We start from the raw sequence: 17049 nt of genomic DNA, 5'->3' as shown, positions 1-17049 counted from the left end.
TTACGCCAATTCAAGCTTAAAATGCTGTCGCAATTGCAGCTTAAAGCTTTTGACCACGGACAAACATTCTTTTAACACATCGCGTTCAATGGATGTCAGCGTGGTCGGATCAACTTGGCGCGCATGTTTGTCCTCGGTGATAAGCGCTATGGCTAAGCGCTGAGCCATAAAAAAATCGAGCGCTTCTGCCAATGTTTCGGCGCGCTCTTTGCTAAAAATCCGCGCTTGAACCAGAGCTTTAAGGCGATCTTTGGTACTTGGCACAAAAATGTCTTTTTCAAGTGCCAAAGCGCGGATACCATGAACGAGTGGAAAAATCCCTGCTTTTTTTAAATCAATTTGCGGATTTGATGATTTTCCAAGCTTTGGGATAAAGCGCTGCCACCATAAGTTAATATCCCCAAATTGCAGCGCGGCTCGCGCAAACTGGCGTACAAATAATGGGTCGGACTGTCGGTGCGCGGTTTGCAGGTGCTCGCGAATGGCAGCCAATAGCGACTCATCGCCGCAAACAAACTCGCTATCTAAAATCGCGGACAAATAAATGGCATGATTGGGGTCGTTACTGACGAACCAATAGCTGATCTGAGCCTTAAAGTCCTGCAAGGTTTTGCGCCAAAGCGGATTGGTCATCATGATGTTGCCATCACAAAGTGGGTAGCCCAATTGCGCCAATTGCTGATTAAAGCTGTCCGCAAAATGAGCCAGATTTGGATGGGTAAAGCCATCTTTGACAATCAGCGCATTGTCTTGATCGGTGCGCATGATTTGCTCGCCGCGACCTTCTGATCCCATCACGATCACGCAGGTATTTTCAAAAACGTCTAACGGCACAATCATTTGCCAAAGTTTGGTGAACACCTGAGCATTGAGCGTTTGTACCATTCGGCTGACCACGCTGATTTTCACCCCGTTTTGCTGCTGCGAGCGGATATAACGCCCGATGCGCTCAACGGCGGTGAATAAGCTTGGTAAATCAGTTGCCTGATCAATTTGAAGGCTGATCAGTTGCGAGTGGTGGCTGATATGGGCTATCAAGTCGCTTTGCCCCAAAATGCCAATCATTTGCCCTGAAGGGTCAATGACAGGCAGGCGATGGATTCGGTGGCGAGTCATGGTCAAAAGCGCCTCGCCGATTTCCTGCTCGCTGTCCACCGTTCGCAGGTTAAAACTGGCGTAATCTTGGCAAGGCGTGGTGGCTGGATTTTGACCGTCACTGACCGCGCGGCAAAGGTCGGTATCCGTTAACATGCCAAGCAGATGCTCAGAAAGGTTTTGGGCGTTAACAGGCGTTGGGCGAATCAACACATGCTTTTGACCTGCTTGGGTCATCACTTGCGCAGCTTGTTGTAAACTTTGGGTCGCCTCAATGATATGAATGGGCAATAATTTCACATCAGTGATGGGCTGAAGCATAATTTGCTGAACTTCTTCTTGAGCGCTGGTGTCCGTATCTTGTCGGATGGCAGGGCGACGGCGCTGCTGCAAGGCTTTTAGGCGATCAGGAAGCTTGTCGGAGAGCAGTTGGCGAACCAGATGATTTTGCGCGCCAATACGATCCATTGCCATGCCATTGATTTGCCATAGCAGCGTGTCCTCAAGCGCGCGATAGCGGTAGCTGAATTTATCGACAGGCATATTAAGCCCCGATGGCAGCGGCGCTTCATAATCTGAATCCACGCCTTCAGGGCGGCGACGCGCGTCGAACCAGTCATTGTTATTGACATGATTTGAGTGGTCATCGCCCAAATAAACCGCGACGGTTTCCCCGTTAAGGGTTTGTTCAATTTGCCCTTTTAACACCACAAAAAAACTTTGCAAATCCTCCGCCCCAAGCGTTTCATCCGCCGCCAAATAGCGAACATGGGTATGTTTTTTTAAGCTTTGGCGCTCAGATAAGCGCAGAACATCAAATGGCGGCTGCGTAAAATCAAGCTGTGGCATAAAAGCCTCCTTGAGCAAAAAGCCAGTGCGGTAAGTTAAGTGATTTGAACGATTTAAGTGGCTTAACTTATCAAACCCAATCACTTTACTATAGCATTAACCGCGCCATTTGAAATAAATTCTGTAAGCTAAATAAGGCGTTACTCTTGTAATAACATTTTTATTCGGCGGATTGCTTCCTTATTTTCTTCAAGGCTTGCGACCAATGCCACGCGGATATAGCCTGCGCCCGGATTTTGATTGCAAACCTCGCGCGATAAATAACGCCCTGCAAGCGCAAAAATCGCCACGTTTTCATAAAGCGCTTTGACAAAAGCTTCGTCATCATTGTTAAATTGATCAGGAACTTTGATCCAAAGATAAAATCCAGCGTCCGGCAAGCGCAGCGCTAACAGCTCACCAAGCTCCGCCATCCAAAGCGCAAATTTTTCGCGATAAAGGGCGCGGTTTTGTGCCACATGGCGCTCATCTTGCCAAGCTTTGATGGAGGCAAGCTGAGTTGGTACGGGCATGGCGCAGCCTTGATAAGTTCGATATTGCAAATAAGGCGCTAAAATTTGGGCATCGCCTGCGACAAATCCTGAGCGCAGTCCGGGTAAATTTGAGCGCTTAGAGAGCGAATGAAAAACGATGCAATTTTTAAAATCACTGCGACCAAGTGCTGCGCAAGCTTGCAATAGCCCAATCGGCGGCTCATTAAAATAAATTTCGCTGTAGCACTCATCGCTTGCAATGATAAAGTTATATTTGTCCGACAGGCGAAGCAAATATTCCCAATCGTCCATGTCCATCACTGATCCTGTTGGATTATTGGGGCTACAAACAAACACCACCTGAGTGCGCTCCCAAATATCCAAGCTGATGGCGCGATAGTTGCCTTTAAACTGATTGGCAGGCAAGCAAGGTACAAAATATGGCTCAGCGTTTGCCAAAATTGCCGCGCCTTCATAAATTTGATAAAACGGATTGGGCATCATCACAATCGGCGATTTGCCCTCTGAATGGTCGATTGCTGCTTGAACAAAGCTAAAAATTGCCTCACGCGACCCTAAGACGGGCAAAACTTGCGATTGCGGATTCACATGAGGCAAAAAAAAGCGTCGCTCCAACCAATGCGCAATGGTCTGGCGCAAGTCAAACAAGCCATTGGTGGTGGGATACACACTTAATTTGTCCAAATTTTCGCGTAATTCGTCCAAAACAAAGGGCGGCGGCGCGTGCTTTGGTTCACCGATGCCAAGCTTAATCTCAAGCAGGGCTTGAGGTTTACGGCTATTTTCAAGCAGTTTTGTCATTTTGGCGAACGGATAAGGATGAAGGGCAGTAAGGTTGTGATTCATAATTGGGCTGACTATAATTGTGATACAATGGTAAATGAATGATAATTAAAGATTAATTTTAAAACATTGGGAAACAAACGCGTTAGAAAAGTTACAGACAATAAAATATTTAGAATAAAGATTTAAACAACCCTAACCTCATCGCTAGTAACTTCCTCGAGCTCGAGGAAGCGCAAGTCGCTAAGTTAAACTTTGCCTTACTGTTTTACTCATTAAGGCTGGCGATCAAGCGTTATTTTATGACCCATATTTTTTAAGTTGTGGCTTTATTCCAAGCTTGTTATCACAAGGATAACCATCATGCCTATTTTTTCGGAGGATCGCGAAGCGCGAACCGAGTTTTACCAACAGCTGCAAAAGCGTGAGGCGCAGTGGTGGCAGACGCGTCAGCGCCTGATTATGCTCAAAGAGCGGCATCTGTTTTGGTTTGGGGACAATAGCCTGATGATGTGGCTACTTTGGCAGTTTGTGGCTTATGTGGCAGCCGCGCTTATTTTAATGTCCGCAGGAAAATTGTTTGGGCTAAATTTGTTTCTTTGGGAATATTTAACGATATTTGCGCTGCAAACGCTGTTTTTTTTAGTGATGATAACCTTTAAAGGTCGCCTTGCCAACCGGATGCAAAACAGCATTGATAAAGCCGATCTTGCTCGCGAGCAGGCGCTCAACGAGATGTATATTTTGGCAAGTGACAGCATTTTTCCGGACATTCATGCCCAGTCGCCGATCTCATTGCAACGCATTCATGAGCGTTACGATGCCAATTTGCGTCTAGCTAGCCTTCAGTGCTTATTGCAAAAAGAGGTGGATGCCGGACGCTTATTGCTTGCCGATTATCAAATTGAGGCAAAAGTTTTGCCCCCTGAGATCGCCGACGCCGAGCTGTCACCGCTGGCTGACGCGATGATTTATAAAAGCTTACTTGCTCAGCCTATTTAAAGCGCTTGGTTATTTGGCGCTAAGCTTGCCATCAGCGCCGATTTTAGCGCGGCAAGCTTATCAAAAGCAAGTGGCGCATCATTTTGGTCGCTGAGATAAAACATATCTTCGGCGCGCTCGCCCAAGGTGGTGATTCGCGCGGCATGAACTTCAATGTTTTGCTCCAAAAACACACGACCAATCCTTGCTAATAGCCCCGGTTGGTCAAGCGTTTGCAAGCTCATCATATGTTGGTTTGACGCCTCATTAAATTCAAACTCAATTTGGGTGGGAACGACAAAATGCTTAAGTTCGCGTGGAATGCGTTTTTGGGTTAATTTTGGCAAATTGGGGTGTTTAAACGCCTCAATCAAGCGCAATTTTAACTCAAGCTGGTTGGCAAAATCGGTCAGAATCGTCCCGCTATGGTCAAGCAACACGTAAGAATCAAGCGCAAAGTCACGAGTTGCGGTGATGATCCGCGCATCAAGTACATCCAAATTCATCTGATCAAAAACCGCCACGGTGACGGCAAATAAGTTGGACTGATTTTGGGTATAAATAAACACTTGAATGGCATCAAGGGCAAGCTCGCGGTGCTCACGAAGCACGATCAAGGGCGCACTTTGCGGCGTTGAGGCGCGACCGATCGGCGGATGATTTAAAATCGCCTCGGAATGCCAAAGAATATCCTCAGCAATTTCGCGTAAAAAATACTCATCGCCCAAATCATCCCAAAGCCTGAGCACCTCATCGCGGTTTAAATGCTGATAGTGGCTATCGAGCAGCGCCAGCGCTTTTTGCCTTGTTGCGGCAATCATTTGCAAGCGGTTGGTTGGCGCATCGATATTGGCGCGCAAAATCTGCCTCGTTTGCGAGTACAACTGCTTTAATAGCGTTGCCCGCCAACTGTTCCAAATCTGTGGATTGGTCGCATTCATATCGGCAACGGTGAGCACGTATAAATGATTTAAATGGGTGACGTTGCCGACGATGGTGGCAAATTGGGTGACCACTTCGGGGTCTAAAATGTCCTTTTTTTGCGCTGTCATTGACATCAGCAAATGATGGCGCGTGAGCCAACCAACAAGCTGCGCATCCGCATCACTCATCCCATGAGCAAGACAAAACGCCACCGCATCAATCTCACCAAGCTGGCTATGATTGCCGCCGCCGCGACCTTTGGCAATGTCATGAAAAATGGCGGCAAGCACCAAAATTTCTTTGCGCTCAATGCGCTGAAAAATAGCGCTCACCAGTGGAAACTCATCATGATATTTTGAGTCGGTAAAGCGGTGCAGCATGCGAATCAAAAACAGCGTGTGCGCATCAACCGTATAACGATGGAATAAATCATACTGCATCAATCCTGTAACCTGAGCAAACGCCGGAATATAATGCCCCAAAACGCCATAGCGGTTCATCGTTCGCAGTCGTTGAAACAGATAGTTTTGCTCTTTGAGATTGGCTAAAAATAGTGCTTGATGATCAGGAGTATTGCGATAAGTGTCATCAATGGTTTGCGCGGCGATTTTTAGCGCTCGCAAGGTTCGAGTTCGAACGCGCTTAATGCCATGTTGACCCATCAGCAAAAACATCTCCAAAATTGCCTCAGGATGCTGAGCAAACACGCGGTGATGCGCCATCGCAATTTGGTCGCCGATTTGGTTAAAATGCGCGTTCAATGGATGCTTAACGGGGCGCTCACTTTTGGGAAGTTTTGGCTCGATAATCGTTTCAAAATAGTGGTTGGTCAGCATCTCAGATAACGTTGAGATTTGCATTGCCGAGCGGTAATAATCACGCATAAAGCGCTCAACAGCAGCGTTTGGCGCATCATTAACTAACGCCTTGTAGCCCATTTTGTCTGCAATCTCGCGCTGATAATCAAATAATAAGCGGTTTTCACAGCGATTCGTCAAATCATGCAAATAATGCCGAATTCGCCATAAAAAATCTTCCGAATCACTTAGCGTTTCAAACTCTTTTTGGGTTAAAAATCCTTGCCGAACCAAGTCAAACAAGGTATTTACTCGAAAATAGCGCTTAGTAATCCAACCGATAATATGAATATCACGAAGACCACCGGGAGCGGCTTTAATGTTTGGCTCAAGGTTAAATTCAGTAGCGTTATTTTGCAGATGCCGCGATTTGGCCTCATTCATTTTAATGTCAAAAAAGTCTTTTGCCGACCAAACCTCATCAACGATAGCCACAGGCATATCTTTGAGCGCCGCGTTTCCGGCTAAAAATCGCGATTCAAGTAACGTGCTGGCAATGGTCGGCTCGCGCGCGGCGTCCAAACACTCGCTCAAACTGCGAACCGATAGCGCAGGCTCAAGCCCCACATCCCAAAGCAGCGCCACTAAAGCATCTATTTTTTTATGAAAACTTGCCGTTTGAGAGCTGTCTTGATCTTCTGCAAATTGCGTCAGCAGTAAAATATCAATGTCTGAATGTAGCGCAAGCTCGCTGCGACCATAACCACCAACCGCAAACAGCGCGACATTAAAGTTTTGCAGCTCAACACCAAAAAACAGCGCCAATAACAGCTCATCGATGGCGGCGGCGCGAGCATTCACCAGCGGTCGAATATTTATGTTTGAGGCGAGCGCTTCATTAGTATCATTATGGATTTGCTCAAGCCAAGTCGTAATTAACTGTTGCCACTGATTTTGGTTGGTTGAGGTTAAAGCAGGAAGGGGTGCTAACTTAAAACTTGTCATTTGAGTCATGGTTGCCCCTTGAAATCCTACCTTATTAATTTGAAAAAATTGACCGTTTTAGAAAGCATCGTTTGAATTGAAGACACGCCCTAAACTTTCATAGCGCTTTTAGCCTTAATTTACGCCAATTTTTGCCCAAAAAAAAGACTGCAACCTTGCAGTCTTTTTATTTTTTTATTGCTTTAAAAAGCTTAAATCTTCTTCAGGTCGGGTGGTGAACACCTCACAGCCATTATCCGTCACCACAAGGGTATGCTCCCACTGGGCGGACAATTTGCGATCTTTAGTGATCGCTGTCCACTCGTCCGGCAAAATCTTGGTCTGCCAAGTGCCTTGGTTAATCATCGGCTCAATGGTAAAGGTCATTCCGGTTTTTAGCTCAAACCCTGTGCCTTTTTTGCCATAATGCAGTACTTGTGGCTCGTGGTGAAACTCGTTTGAGATGCCATGACCACAAAATTCGCGAACGATGCTAAAGCGCTCAGGCTCGACCACTTCTTGGATTGCCGCGCCAACATCACCTAAGCGAGCGCCATTTTTGACCACACTCATTCCGGCATAAAGCGCCTCTTGAGCCACCTTACAGATACGCTCCGCCATGATGGAACCATTGCCGACCACCCACATTTTTGAGGTGTCGCCATAATAACCATCTTTGATGACTGTCACGTCAATGTTGATGATGTCGCCGTCTTTTAGGATTTTGTTTTCTGACGGGATACCATGGCAAACCACGTGATTGACTGAGGTACAAATCGACTTAGGGAAGCCGTTGTAGTTGAGCGGGGCTGGGATGGCTTTTTGCGTATTGACGATATAATCATGAGCGATTTGGTTCAGCGCTTCGGTGCTGACGCCAACTTTCACGTGCTCATCAAGCATCACCAAAACGTCGCTGGCAAGCTTTCCGGCAACGCGCATTTTATCTAAAGCATCTTTTGATTGGATCAAGGATTTTTTCATTGTCATTATCAATAGGTTCGTAAATAAATTACAGTGGTCATATTATAGCATAATTTGGCTTTTTTGCGGGCAAACTCCTGTAGCAAATCCGTTAGCAGCTTATGGCGCCGAGGGCAAGAGGGCATACAAAATCACTATATTGTAAAACAATATTTTATTATTTGCGCTACACAACCTGTCATGACTTATTAATATCGGTTTGCCATAATATAACCGTTGTTTTGATTACCCTTATTTTGATAATTTTTGAACAATTTAGCAAACTTTTTAATGATTTGATCACTATAAAATTAATAACTATAAAAAATAAGAATACCACGATCTAAACTTTTGAAAACATGAGTATTTTGAGGAAAGACAAAGTTGCGATCAAATAAAATGAGATATTTTATTTATAAGTTGCAATTATTGAGAGATAAACATGAGGCATATTCTCTTGCCTTTTGCGAGTCAATAAGCATAAAGCTATCCAAAAACCTTGAGGAGAAACTATGAAGACTATGACTTCAGCCCTATTTGCCGGAATCCTTGCTGTAGGAACGCTTGCTGCTGCAGGCTGCCAATCTACGCCAAGTGCGACTGCACCAGTGACTCACCCTGTCACCAACAAAGACTTGCAAGCTTATAACTGGCAATTGGTGGATGTCACTCGTACTAATGGCAGCAAGGTTACCCAGCTTTTTTCTAACCCTGCCAAACCGTTGACGTTAAGCTTTTTTAACAGCAATGGCAGCAATCGCGTGACCTTTATCAACACTTGTAACAACATGGGCGCAGAATATAGCGTTGTGAACGGCAATGTTCAGCTGTCAAATATGCTCAGCACCATGATGGCATGCCCTGAGCCACAAGCAAGCTTTGATACCGCAACTTTAGCAACGGTGAATGGTAAATATACCCTAAACAAAAATGCCAATAATGTTCCTATCTTGACTATTACCAATAGCAATCAAGTGGCGCATTTTAAAGCTGTTGCTAAATAAGCACTAAAATAAAAATTAAAAAAAGCCTCATTATTTTATGGGGTTTTTTTTATGTCAAAATGATGGTCGCAGTAGTAAAATAATCAGCTAAAATAGACTTTTAAAATAATAAAATTGAGAATTATTGTGAATAAACTTTTTGCGGCAATTGCAATAACTGCGGTTGTAATGTCGGGATGTCAAAGCTTATCGCAGCAACGCGGTGCTCCTATTGCCAATCCCATCGTTAACCAAATGCCGATTATTGATAAAAACGGTTTAATCGCTTATGTGGAAGAAGAGGGATTGGGCTCGGCAAAAGTATCGAGCCTTTATACCATCCGCCCTGACGGCAGCAACCGCGAACTTATCGACCGCTTAAACGGCTATATTTACGCGCCGTCATGGTCGTTTGATGGCGCAAAACTTGCCTACAGTAAGCAAGCCATGCGCGAAGCCCCAAAGATTTTTATCTATGATAAAGCCAGTCAATCGTCCAAGCTGACGGTGAGTAATAAAGGCAGCAATTTGTCGGCGGCGTTTTCCCCTGATGGTCAAAAGTTGGTGTTCAGCTCAACGATGGGCGGCAATGCGGATATTTATGAGCAGCGGCTTAGTAATGGCGCAGTCACGCAGTTAACGCGATTGCCAAGCACGGAGGTTCAGCCAAGCTACGCGGCGGACGGTCAAAGCGTGATTTACGTCAGTGACAAGGCGCGGGCAGGTCGCCCAAGGCTGTATCGGCAGTATTTGACGACTGATGGCAAGGTCGGTCGCGTCGTTCCCATCACAACGACTGGCTACGCGGCAAGCCCGATGGTAAGCTTCGATGGCTCAAAGCTTGGCTTTTTAAATGGCAAACAGGCGGCGGTGATGACCCTGAGCAGTGCTCAAGTCGTCAACCTTGGCGATACTGGACTTGATGAACCGGCACGGCTGTCGCCAAGTGGCAAGTTTGCCGTTTATCCGATGCAAAACGCCGCAATCAATGGTCAAACCGGAAGCAGCCTTGTCATCCGATCCTTAACCGGTAGCGGCGGCTATACCATCAGCAGTAAAACCGGTGGCGTGATTCGCGCGCCAAGTTGGGGCAGATAAAGGGGTCAACTTATGGCACATAAAAAAGTCAACTTACCGCAAAAAATCTGCCCCGTTTGCCAAAAGCCGTTTGCTTGGCGTAAAAAGTGGGAAAAGGATTGGGAACAGGTGGTGTATTGTTCGGAAAAGTGTCGGCGGGGTAAGGATAAAGGTGATAGTTAAGACAATAGAAAACCGCCACATTTTCCAGCCTAACGTTACTAAAGGAGCTGGATAGAGGTGGCGGTATTTTTGCTGTTAAACTAATTACAGTTTTGAAGTATCAAAATATGCTTTAGCAAAGTTAGAAATTTTTTCATGACGATTTAGAATTTCATTTTCCTCCCATTGAGCGTTATTTCTAATCTCCGTATAGCTAGTCAAGGCAGTGTTTTGAAATAAATCTCGTTTATCTTCGAAAGACTTATTAGTAAACTGACTATTTTGACTCTTTGTCAATAAAGCTAGATTTCCTGATAGATGTAGGTAGTCTGTCTTAAATAACTCTGAATGTTCTTTTTGCTTAGGGTTTTGAGGGTTAATATGTTCTATTGTATAATCATCAAATAGTGCTTTATCTATTAGTGACCCTGAACGATTCTTTGAGCGTAAGTGATTTTCGTATTGCCATAATACAAACTTAATTCTATTTCCACTGTAATGCATTTTATTATTATCAAAATAATTATATATTATATTCTTGAATCTATCATTCTCATTCCAATACCACTTAAAACCTACTTCAGTAGCTGTCTTTATCTCATTATAGAGAGTATTGAGGCTGTCGTCATTTAGCTTATTAAAGTAATGTCTTGCAAAAGTAGGAAGCCTATCAGTACGATAGTCACCTAGCTTTAACTTAAAACATAGAATTTCGAGTAGTTTTAATATGTTTCGATATTTATTACCCGAGTTGTCACCTTTATAATATAAGGCTAGAGTAATGATCTTCCAGTTGGTAGCATTACCAAGTAAGAAAAGATTAGATAATGTAGTGTCGTCTTTATTTGCAACTATACTCTTGGCACTATGAGTGAATTCTACAAAATTTTCAAAGAATAATTGAATCCAAGCTAGTCTGTCAGATTGCTTGGTTAGTTGTTTTTTGATGTCTTCGGCTGTACCTTGGATTCCGTAAAATAAAAGGCAGTAATTATTAAGAAGTTCATTTTCGCTAAAATAACCTTCTACAGATTCAATATATCTATAGATTTTAGAAATAATATTTTGGATATCCTTTACTGCGTTATTTGCTTGATCATTATCCATGCTGTATACATAAAGCTGATGCATTAAATAAGCTTTAATTATTTCAAATGTAGATAAAGACTTGCCTCGATTATTTTGGTATTCAAAAAGTTGCGTTGCTTCAACTTTACTTGAGATATAAAACGTATTTATCACCGCAGTTTCAAGAGAATACTGTAATTGGGATAACCTATCACTCTTTAAATTATTTAATTTAGTTTCAAATAATACAAATGCGTCAATAATTCGCTTTTGAGAAAGCGTTTCAGTATTATCAATTTTTGATACTAGATGTTTTTGGGTTACTTTCTTAAATATAACCTGATCATCTTCAATCGTTCTAAAAACATCAGTTAAATAGGTGTTTTTAATAGCTGTAGTATCTTCATCTCTTAAATATTTCACTTTGCTTAGGGCAGAGAGAAATAATAGGGTAGTAGTAAGACGCTGTTGCCCATCAATAATAAAGAACTTACTTTCATCTTTTTCAAATAAGAGTTGACCTAAATAATAGCTTTTACCATTCTGTTCCATAAGGTCTTCAAAAAATTGCTCACAATGTTTCTGCTCCCAACTATATGCGCGTTGATATGCTGGTATTCTGATTTCTTTTAAGTTTTGGAAAAGTTGTCTAATAGTTTTTGGGTTTTCCAATGCATTGTCATACATTTTAATAGTTACCTTTATGTCATGAAGCAGGTTTTAATAATGCCATTAAGCAATATATTTCACAAGAGAAAAGGTATGAAGCAAGATGTTCATACCTTTTAAAAATATTTAACCCATCTGCATACTTTCTTATTTATAGAAAATATAAGAAGTTAGTAATGAACTACAAATTCGGATTCAACCACTTCTCTGCCGTTTTCAAATCCCAACCTTTTCGCGCCGCATAGTCCTCAAGTTGGTCAGTGCTAATTTTACCAACGTTAAAGTATTCGCTGTCAGGGTGCGAGTAATAAAAGCCGCTGACCGAGGACGCCGGCCACATGGCAAAGCTTTCGGTCAACCGCGTTCCGATAGCGTCCGTCGTGCCAAGCCAATCAAACAGCTTGCCTTTTTCGGTATGCTCGGGGCAGGCAGAGTAGCCGGGGGCGGGGCGGATACCGACGTATTTTTCTTTGATGAGCGCCTCGTTATCAAGCGACTCGTCCGGCTGATAGCCCCAATACTCGGTGCGGATGAGCTTATGCAAATGCTCGGCAAAGGCTTCAGCTAAGCGGTCGCAAAGCGCTTGCACCATGATGGCGTTATAGTCGTCGCCTGCCGCCTTGTAATCTTCGGCAAGCTGTTCCGCGCCGACGATGGTGACGGTAAAGCCGCCCAAATAGTCGGTATGATTGATGGAGGGCGAGATAAAATCGGCTAAGCTAAAGTTGGGCTTGCCGCTGGCCTTGTCGCTTTGTTGGCGCAAATGCTCAAACTGATAGGTCACTTTGCCGCCATTATTAGGGTCAGCGTCAAAAACGGTGACGGTATCCGCGCCGGTTCGGCGAGCAGGCATGAGAGTAAACACGCCTTTTGCAGTGATGAGTTTTTCATTGATTAATTTATCAAGTAAGGTTTGCGCGTTATCGAACAAATCCGTTGCTGCTTCACCAACAACATCATCTTGCAAGATTTTAGGATATTTTCCGGCAAGTCCCCACGAGATAAAAAACGGCGTCCAATCGATAAAGGGCAATAAGTTGGCAATCGGATAATCCTCAAGCACTACTTTGCCAAGCTGATTTGGGGTCGGCGGCACGTAGTTGTCCCAATCAAATTGAAAGCCAAGCTCAACGGAGTCTTTATAAGACAGTTTGGCAGCTTTGGGCTGACGTTTTGCCAAGCGCTCACGAACCTTGATATAGTCCTCGCGTGTTTCATCAATCAGCTCTTGGCGGTTTTCTTTGGACAATAATTTAGTCACCACGCCGACCGAGCGCGAGGCATCCGCCACATAAATGACGGCATCATTTTGATATTGCGGCTCGATTTTGACCGCCGTATGCGCTTTTGAGGTGGTCGCGCCGCCAATCATCAGCGGCAAATCCATGCCGCGCTCTTGCATTTGTTTGGCGACATAGACCATCTCATCAAGGCTTGGGGTAATCAGTCCTGATAAGCCGATGATATCGACGTTCTCTTTAATGGCGGTATCAAGGATTTTTTCGCAAGGTACCATCACGCCCAAATCGACAATTTCATAACCGTTACAGCCAAGAACGACGCCAACGATGTTTTTGCCGATGTCGTGAACGTCGCCTTTGACCGTTGCCATAAGGATTTTACCTTTGGCTTCGCCTTCAACTTTTTCCGCTTCGATAAAAGGGTTAAGCCAAGCCACCGACTGCTTCATCACGCGTGCCGATTTGACCACTTGCGGTAAAAACATTTTGCCTGCGCCAAACAAATCACCAACGACGTTCATACCGTCCATTAGTGGACCTTCGATGACCTCAAGCGGTCGTGGGTATTTTAGCCTTGCTTCTTCGGTGTCGGCTTCAATATAGGTGGTGATACCTTTGACGAGCGCGTATTCGATGCGCTTTTCGACGGTGTCGTCACGCCAAGCCAAATCGGCGGTCGCGTCTTTTTTCTTGCCGCCGTTTTGATAGGTTTCGGCAATGGTCATGAGCCGTTCGGTGGCGTCTTGACCTGATTCGCCTTGGTTTCGGTTGAGCATGACGTCCTCAATGGCGTCTCGAGCTTCCTTTGGAATGTCGTCGTAAAGCTCAAGCATCGAGGGGTTGACGATGCCCATAGTCAAGCCATTTTTGATGGCGTGGTATAAAAACACCGAGTTGATCGCCTCGCGGATGGGATTGCCGCGAAAGCTAAATGATACGTTGGACACGCCGCCTGAGACCATGGCATTGGGCAGATTGTCGGTAATCCAGCGCGTGGCATTGATAAAGTCCGCGCCGTAATTGTTGTGCTCGGTAATTCCGGTGGCAACGGCAAAAATGTTCGGGTCAAAAATAATATCTTCTGATGGGAAGCCCACTTCATTAACAAGTACGTTATAACTGCGCTGACAAATCTCAATCTTGCGCTGCTCGGTGTCCGCTTGACCGTCTTCATCAAACGCCATCACGATCACCGCCGCACCGTAACGCATACAGAGGCGGGCGCGCTCAACAAACTCGTCGTAGCCTTCTTTGAGTGATATCGAGTTCACCACGCATTTGCCTTGCGAGCGCTTGAGTCCTTCCTCAATGATGTCCCATTTTGAGGAGTCAATCATTAACGGTACTCGGCTGATGTCCGGCTCGCCCGATACCAAGTTGATAAAATGAATCATCGCCTGCTTGGAGTCGAGCATACCCTCGTCCATGTTGATATCAACGATCTGCGCGCCGCCCTCGACTTGGTCGCGAGCCACATCAAGCGCCTCAAGATAAGCTTCGGTTTTAATTAAACGTAAAAACTTCTTAGAGCCGGTCACATTGGTGCGCTCACCGACGTTGACAAACAAGCTATCTTTGGTGATGTTAAACGGCTCAAGCCCTGACAATCGGCAGGCAGGTGGAATTTCAGGAATGGCGCGTGGCGGAAAGTTGGCAACCATATTAGCAATTTGGCGGATGTGCTCAGGGGTTGTGCCACAGCAGCCGCCAACGATATTTAAAATGCCCGCTTTGGCAAAGCCTTCAAGCAGCGCGGCGGTTTCTTCCGCCGTCTCGTCATACTCGCCAAACTCGTTGGGTAATCCTGCGTTTGGATGCGCGGAAACAAAAGTATCAGCAATGTTTGACAGTGTTTGGATATGCGGTCTGAGCGCATCCGCCCCAAGCGCACAGTTAAAGCCGACCGATAACGGCTTGGCATGGCGAATCGAGTTATAAAACGCTTCTGCCGTTTGTCCTGACAGCGTTCGCCCTGAGGCGTCAGTAATCGTTCCTGAAATCATAATCGGCAATTCAAAACCGATATCTTCAAACACGCCCGTCACCGCAAAAATCGCCGCTTTCGCGTTTAGCGTATCAAAAATGGTTTCAATCAAAATGATATCCACGCCACCTGCGATTAAAGCAAGCGTCGCCTCGCGGTAATTGAGCACCAACTCATCAAAGGTAATGTTGCGAAAAGCAGGGTCATTGACATCGGGCGACAACGAACAAGTTCTTGACGTTGGACCAATGACACCCGCCACAAATCGCGGCTTGTCGGGCGTTTTTTTGGTGAATTCGTCCGCCACTTCGCGAGCAATTCTTGCCGCCTCACGGTTCATTTCTGGCACCAAATGCTGCATATTATAATCTGCCATCGACAGCCGCGTACCGTTAAAGCTGTTGGTCTCGATGATGTCTGCGCCGGCTTGTAGGTGCGCTCGGTGAATGTCTTGAATCATTTTAGGCTGCGTGAGCACGAGCAAGTCATTATTGCCTTTTACATCTTGCGCAATATCGGCAAAGCGCTCGCCGCGATAGTCAGCCTCATTGAGCTTATACGTTTGGATGTGCGTTCCCATTGCGCCATCAAGCATCATAATTCGGCGGGTTAAGATATCGACAAGCCGCTCGCGCGCCGTCATTTGCTGGGCTTTAAAGTTAAAAGCCGTAGGCGGCGTCAATTCAAAATCGCTTGGGTTGGTAGTAATAATGGATTTGCTGCTTGAGGTCGGGGCGTGGGCTGTGCTCATAAAATGACTGCTTATATCAAAGAAAAATAAGAAAAAATGAATCGAAAAAGGAAGGCAATAAAGAGGCGTTAAAAGGGTAAATAATGGCTATTTTACCATGAAAAACGGGTCACTTTATGCCGAACAGTTTGAGCCATCAAAACCAATATTAATAATGGAAAAGTGATTGAATAATGGTTTAAAAATAGCTTTAACCGCAGTTAATTACTGCGAAATCAAAAATTTGGCTAGAAAATAAACAAAAGTTACATCAAGCTTACAAATAACAGCGTAATTGCAAATTAGTTTTCCAAGCGTAATGTGGTAATTTAATTTTGTGAGTTTAAAGCAATTTTTCATATTATTTAAACAAATAACCAAAAGCAAAGCGAAATCATGGTTTAGCGGCAGTATTAAATAAACTTGGTAGTTCACTTTGAAAAGATTTAATAACGATCTTGTTATAACAGCTTAATCATTTTTGCTTTATGTTTTTAAAATTAAGCTCACGGTTGTCACCGGTTTTAAGCTCAAATTCGAACGGCGATTAGTTAAACAGCAGATAATAACCGCTGCCGCCGAATGCCAATCATCATCCCATTATTAAGGATCACTTTATGACAATTTTACGAGGTGCTGCTATCAGCGCGCTTGCCGTCAGCCTTGCAGCGCTCAGTGGTTGTAACAACATCATGCCACAAAAAACCGTGGTGACAAAACCGGTGGCTGCAACCTCGGCGACCGCTAATATGAACTTATTGCAAGTGGCGCAAAGCAATCCTGATTTTTCACTCCTTGTCGAGGCGGTTCAAGCGGCAGGGCTGACGGGCGTGCTTGCCAACCCAAATGCCAACTTTACCATTTTTGCGCCAACCAATGACGCTTTTGTCCAAGCCTTGCAACAAACCGGAATGACCAAAGCGCAACTGTTTGCCAACAAGCCACTACTCACCAAAATCTTGGGCTATCACGTTATCAATGGCAACAAAGCTCTTTATAGCAGCGATTTGAAATCTGGCAATGTGATGACGCTCAGCAATGATCCGCTGATGGTTACAGCAACAGGTCAGCTGATGGATGAAATGGGACGCACGACCAATATTATCAAAACCGACATTAAAGCAAGTAATGGCGTGATCCATGTGATCGATCATGTGTTAATGCCAAAATAAGACAAGCGTTTATATTTTTTTGATACCAAACAAGTTTTTTTAATATCAAACAAGATTAATACCTAACCATCTTAATATATAAAAGGATAAGAC

The 17049-nt window shown here is 44.7% G+C and carries 11 protein-coding genes; 5 read left to right on the top strand and 6 right to left on the bottom strand.

All coding sequences use genetic code 11. The annotated features are described in order from the left end of the window. The gene (locus tag HF322_RS03890; RefSeq protein WP_169392101.1) at nt 1-1944 is read right to left on the bottom strand and encodes a DUF294 nucleotidyltransferase-like domain-containing protein; all 1944 of its coding nucleotides are present in this window, start codon (nt 1942-1944) and stop codon (nt 1-3) included. Between the two features lie 140 nt (nt 1945-2084). Further along, nucleotides 2085-3284, bottom strand: coding sequence for a succinyldiaminopimelate transaminase (dapC, locus tag HF322_RS03885; protein WP_169392100.1), 1200 nt, complete (start codon nt 3282-3284; stop codon nt 2085-2087). Nucleotides 3285-3584: 300 nt separating this feature from the next. Between dapC and HF322_RS03880 the strand changes: the two genes are divergently transcribed. Then, nucleotides 3585-4223 (top strand): hypothetical protein, encoded by a 639-nt coding sequence (locus HF322_RS03880; protein ID WP_169392099.1) that lies wholly within the window; start codon nt 3585-3587, stop codon nt 4221-4223. Here HF322_RS03880 and glnD read toward each other — a convergent pair. Next, nucleotides 4220-6937, bottom strand: coding sequence for a [protein-PII] uridylyltransferase (gene glnD, locus HF322_RS03875; protein WP_169392098.1), 2718 nt, complete (start codon nt 6935-6937; stop codon nt 4220-4222). The genes HF322_RS03880 and glnD overlap by 4 nt on opposite strands. A gap of 165 nt (nt 6938-7102) precedes the next feature. Further along, nucleotides 7103-7897, bottom strand: coding sequence for a type I methionyl aminopeptidase (gene map, locus HF322_RS03870; protein WP_169392097.1), 795 nt, complete (start codon nt 7895-7897; stop codon nt 7103-7105). Between the two features lie 485 nt (nt 7898-8382). On the opposite strand from map, the gene HF322_RS03865 reads away from it, so the two are divergent. The 3 genes from HF322_RS03865 (at nt 8383) to HF322_RS03855 (ending at nt 10113) form a co-directional block, all read left to right on the top strand. Further along, nucleotides 8383-8874: an META domain-containing protein gene (locus HF322_RS03865; RefSeq protein ID WP_169392096.1), complete on the top strand. Its 492-nt coding sequence runs from the start codon at nt 8383-8385 to the stop codon at nt 8872-8874. A gap of 126 nt (nt 8875-9000) precedes the next feature. Next, the gene (locus tag HF322_RS03860) at nt 9001-9951 is read left to right on the top strand and encodes a Xaa-Pro aminopeptidase (protein WP_308811480.1); all 951 of its coding nucleotides are present in this window, start codon (nt 9001-9003) and stop codon (nt 9949-9951) included. A gap of 12 nt (nt 9952-9963) precedes the next feature. Further along, nucleotides 9964-10113: a DUF2256 domain-containing protein gene (locus tag HF322_RS03855; RefSeq protein WP_169392095.1), complete on the top strand. Its 150-nt coding sequence runs from the start codon at nt 9964-9966 to the stop codon at nt 10111-10113. Between the two features lie 84 nt (nt 10114-10197). Here the strand turns inward: HF322_RS03855 and HF322_RS03850 are convergent, their stop codons facing one another. Further along, on the bottom strand, nt 10198-11847 hold the full coding sequence (locus HF322_RS03850; protein WP_169392094.1) for a DUF262 domain-containing protein: 1650 nt from the start codon (nt 11845-11847) through the stop codon (nt 10198-10200). A gap of 163 nt (nt 11848-12010) precedes the next feature. Then, nucleotides 12011-15697, bottom strand: a complete 3687-nt coding sequence (gene metH, locus HF322_RS03845) for a methionine synthase (RefSeq protein WP_375138525.1) — start codon at nt 15695-15697, stop codon at nt 12011-12013. Nucleotides 15698-16401: 704 nt separating this feature from the next. Here metH and HF322_RS03840 point away from each other — a divergent pair. Continuing rightward, nucleotides 16402-16956 (top strand): fasciclin domain-containing protein, encoded by a 555-nt coding sequence (locus HF322_RS03840; RefSeq protein ID WP_169392092.1) that lies wholly within the window; start codon nt 16402-16404, stop codon nt 16954-16956. Nucleotides 16957-17049 lie beyond the last annotated feature (93 nt).

It is taken from the genome of Psychrobacter sp. MF31, assembly GCF_012847335.1.
Lineage (GTDB): Bacteria > Pseudomonadota > Gammaproteobacteria > Pseudomonadales > Moraxellaceae > Psychrobacter.
This window is presented reverse-complemented; position numbering and strand designations above follow the sequence as displayed.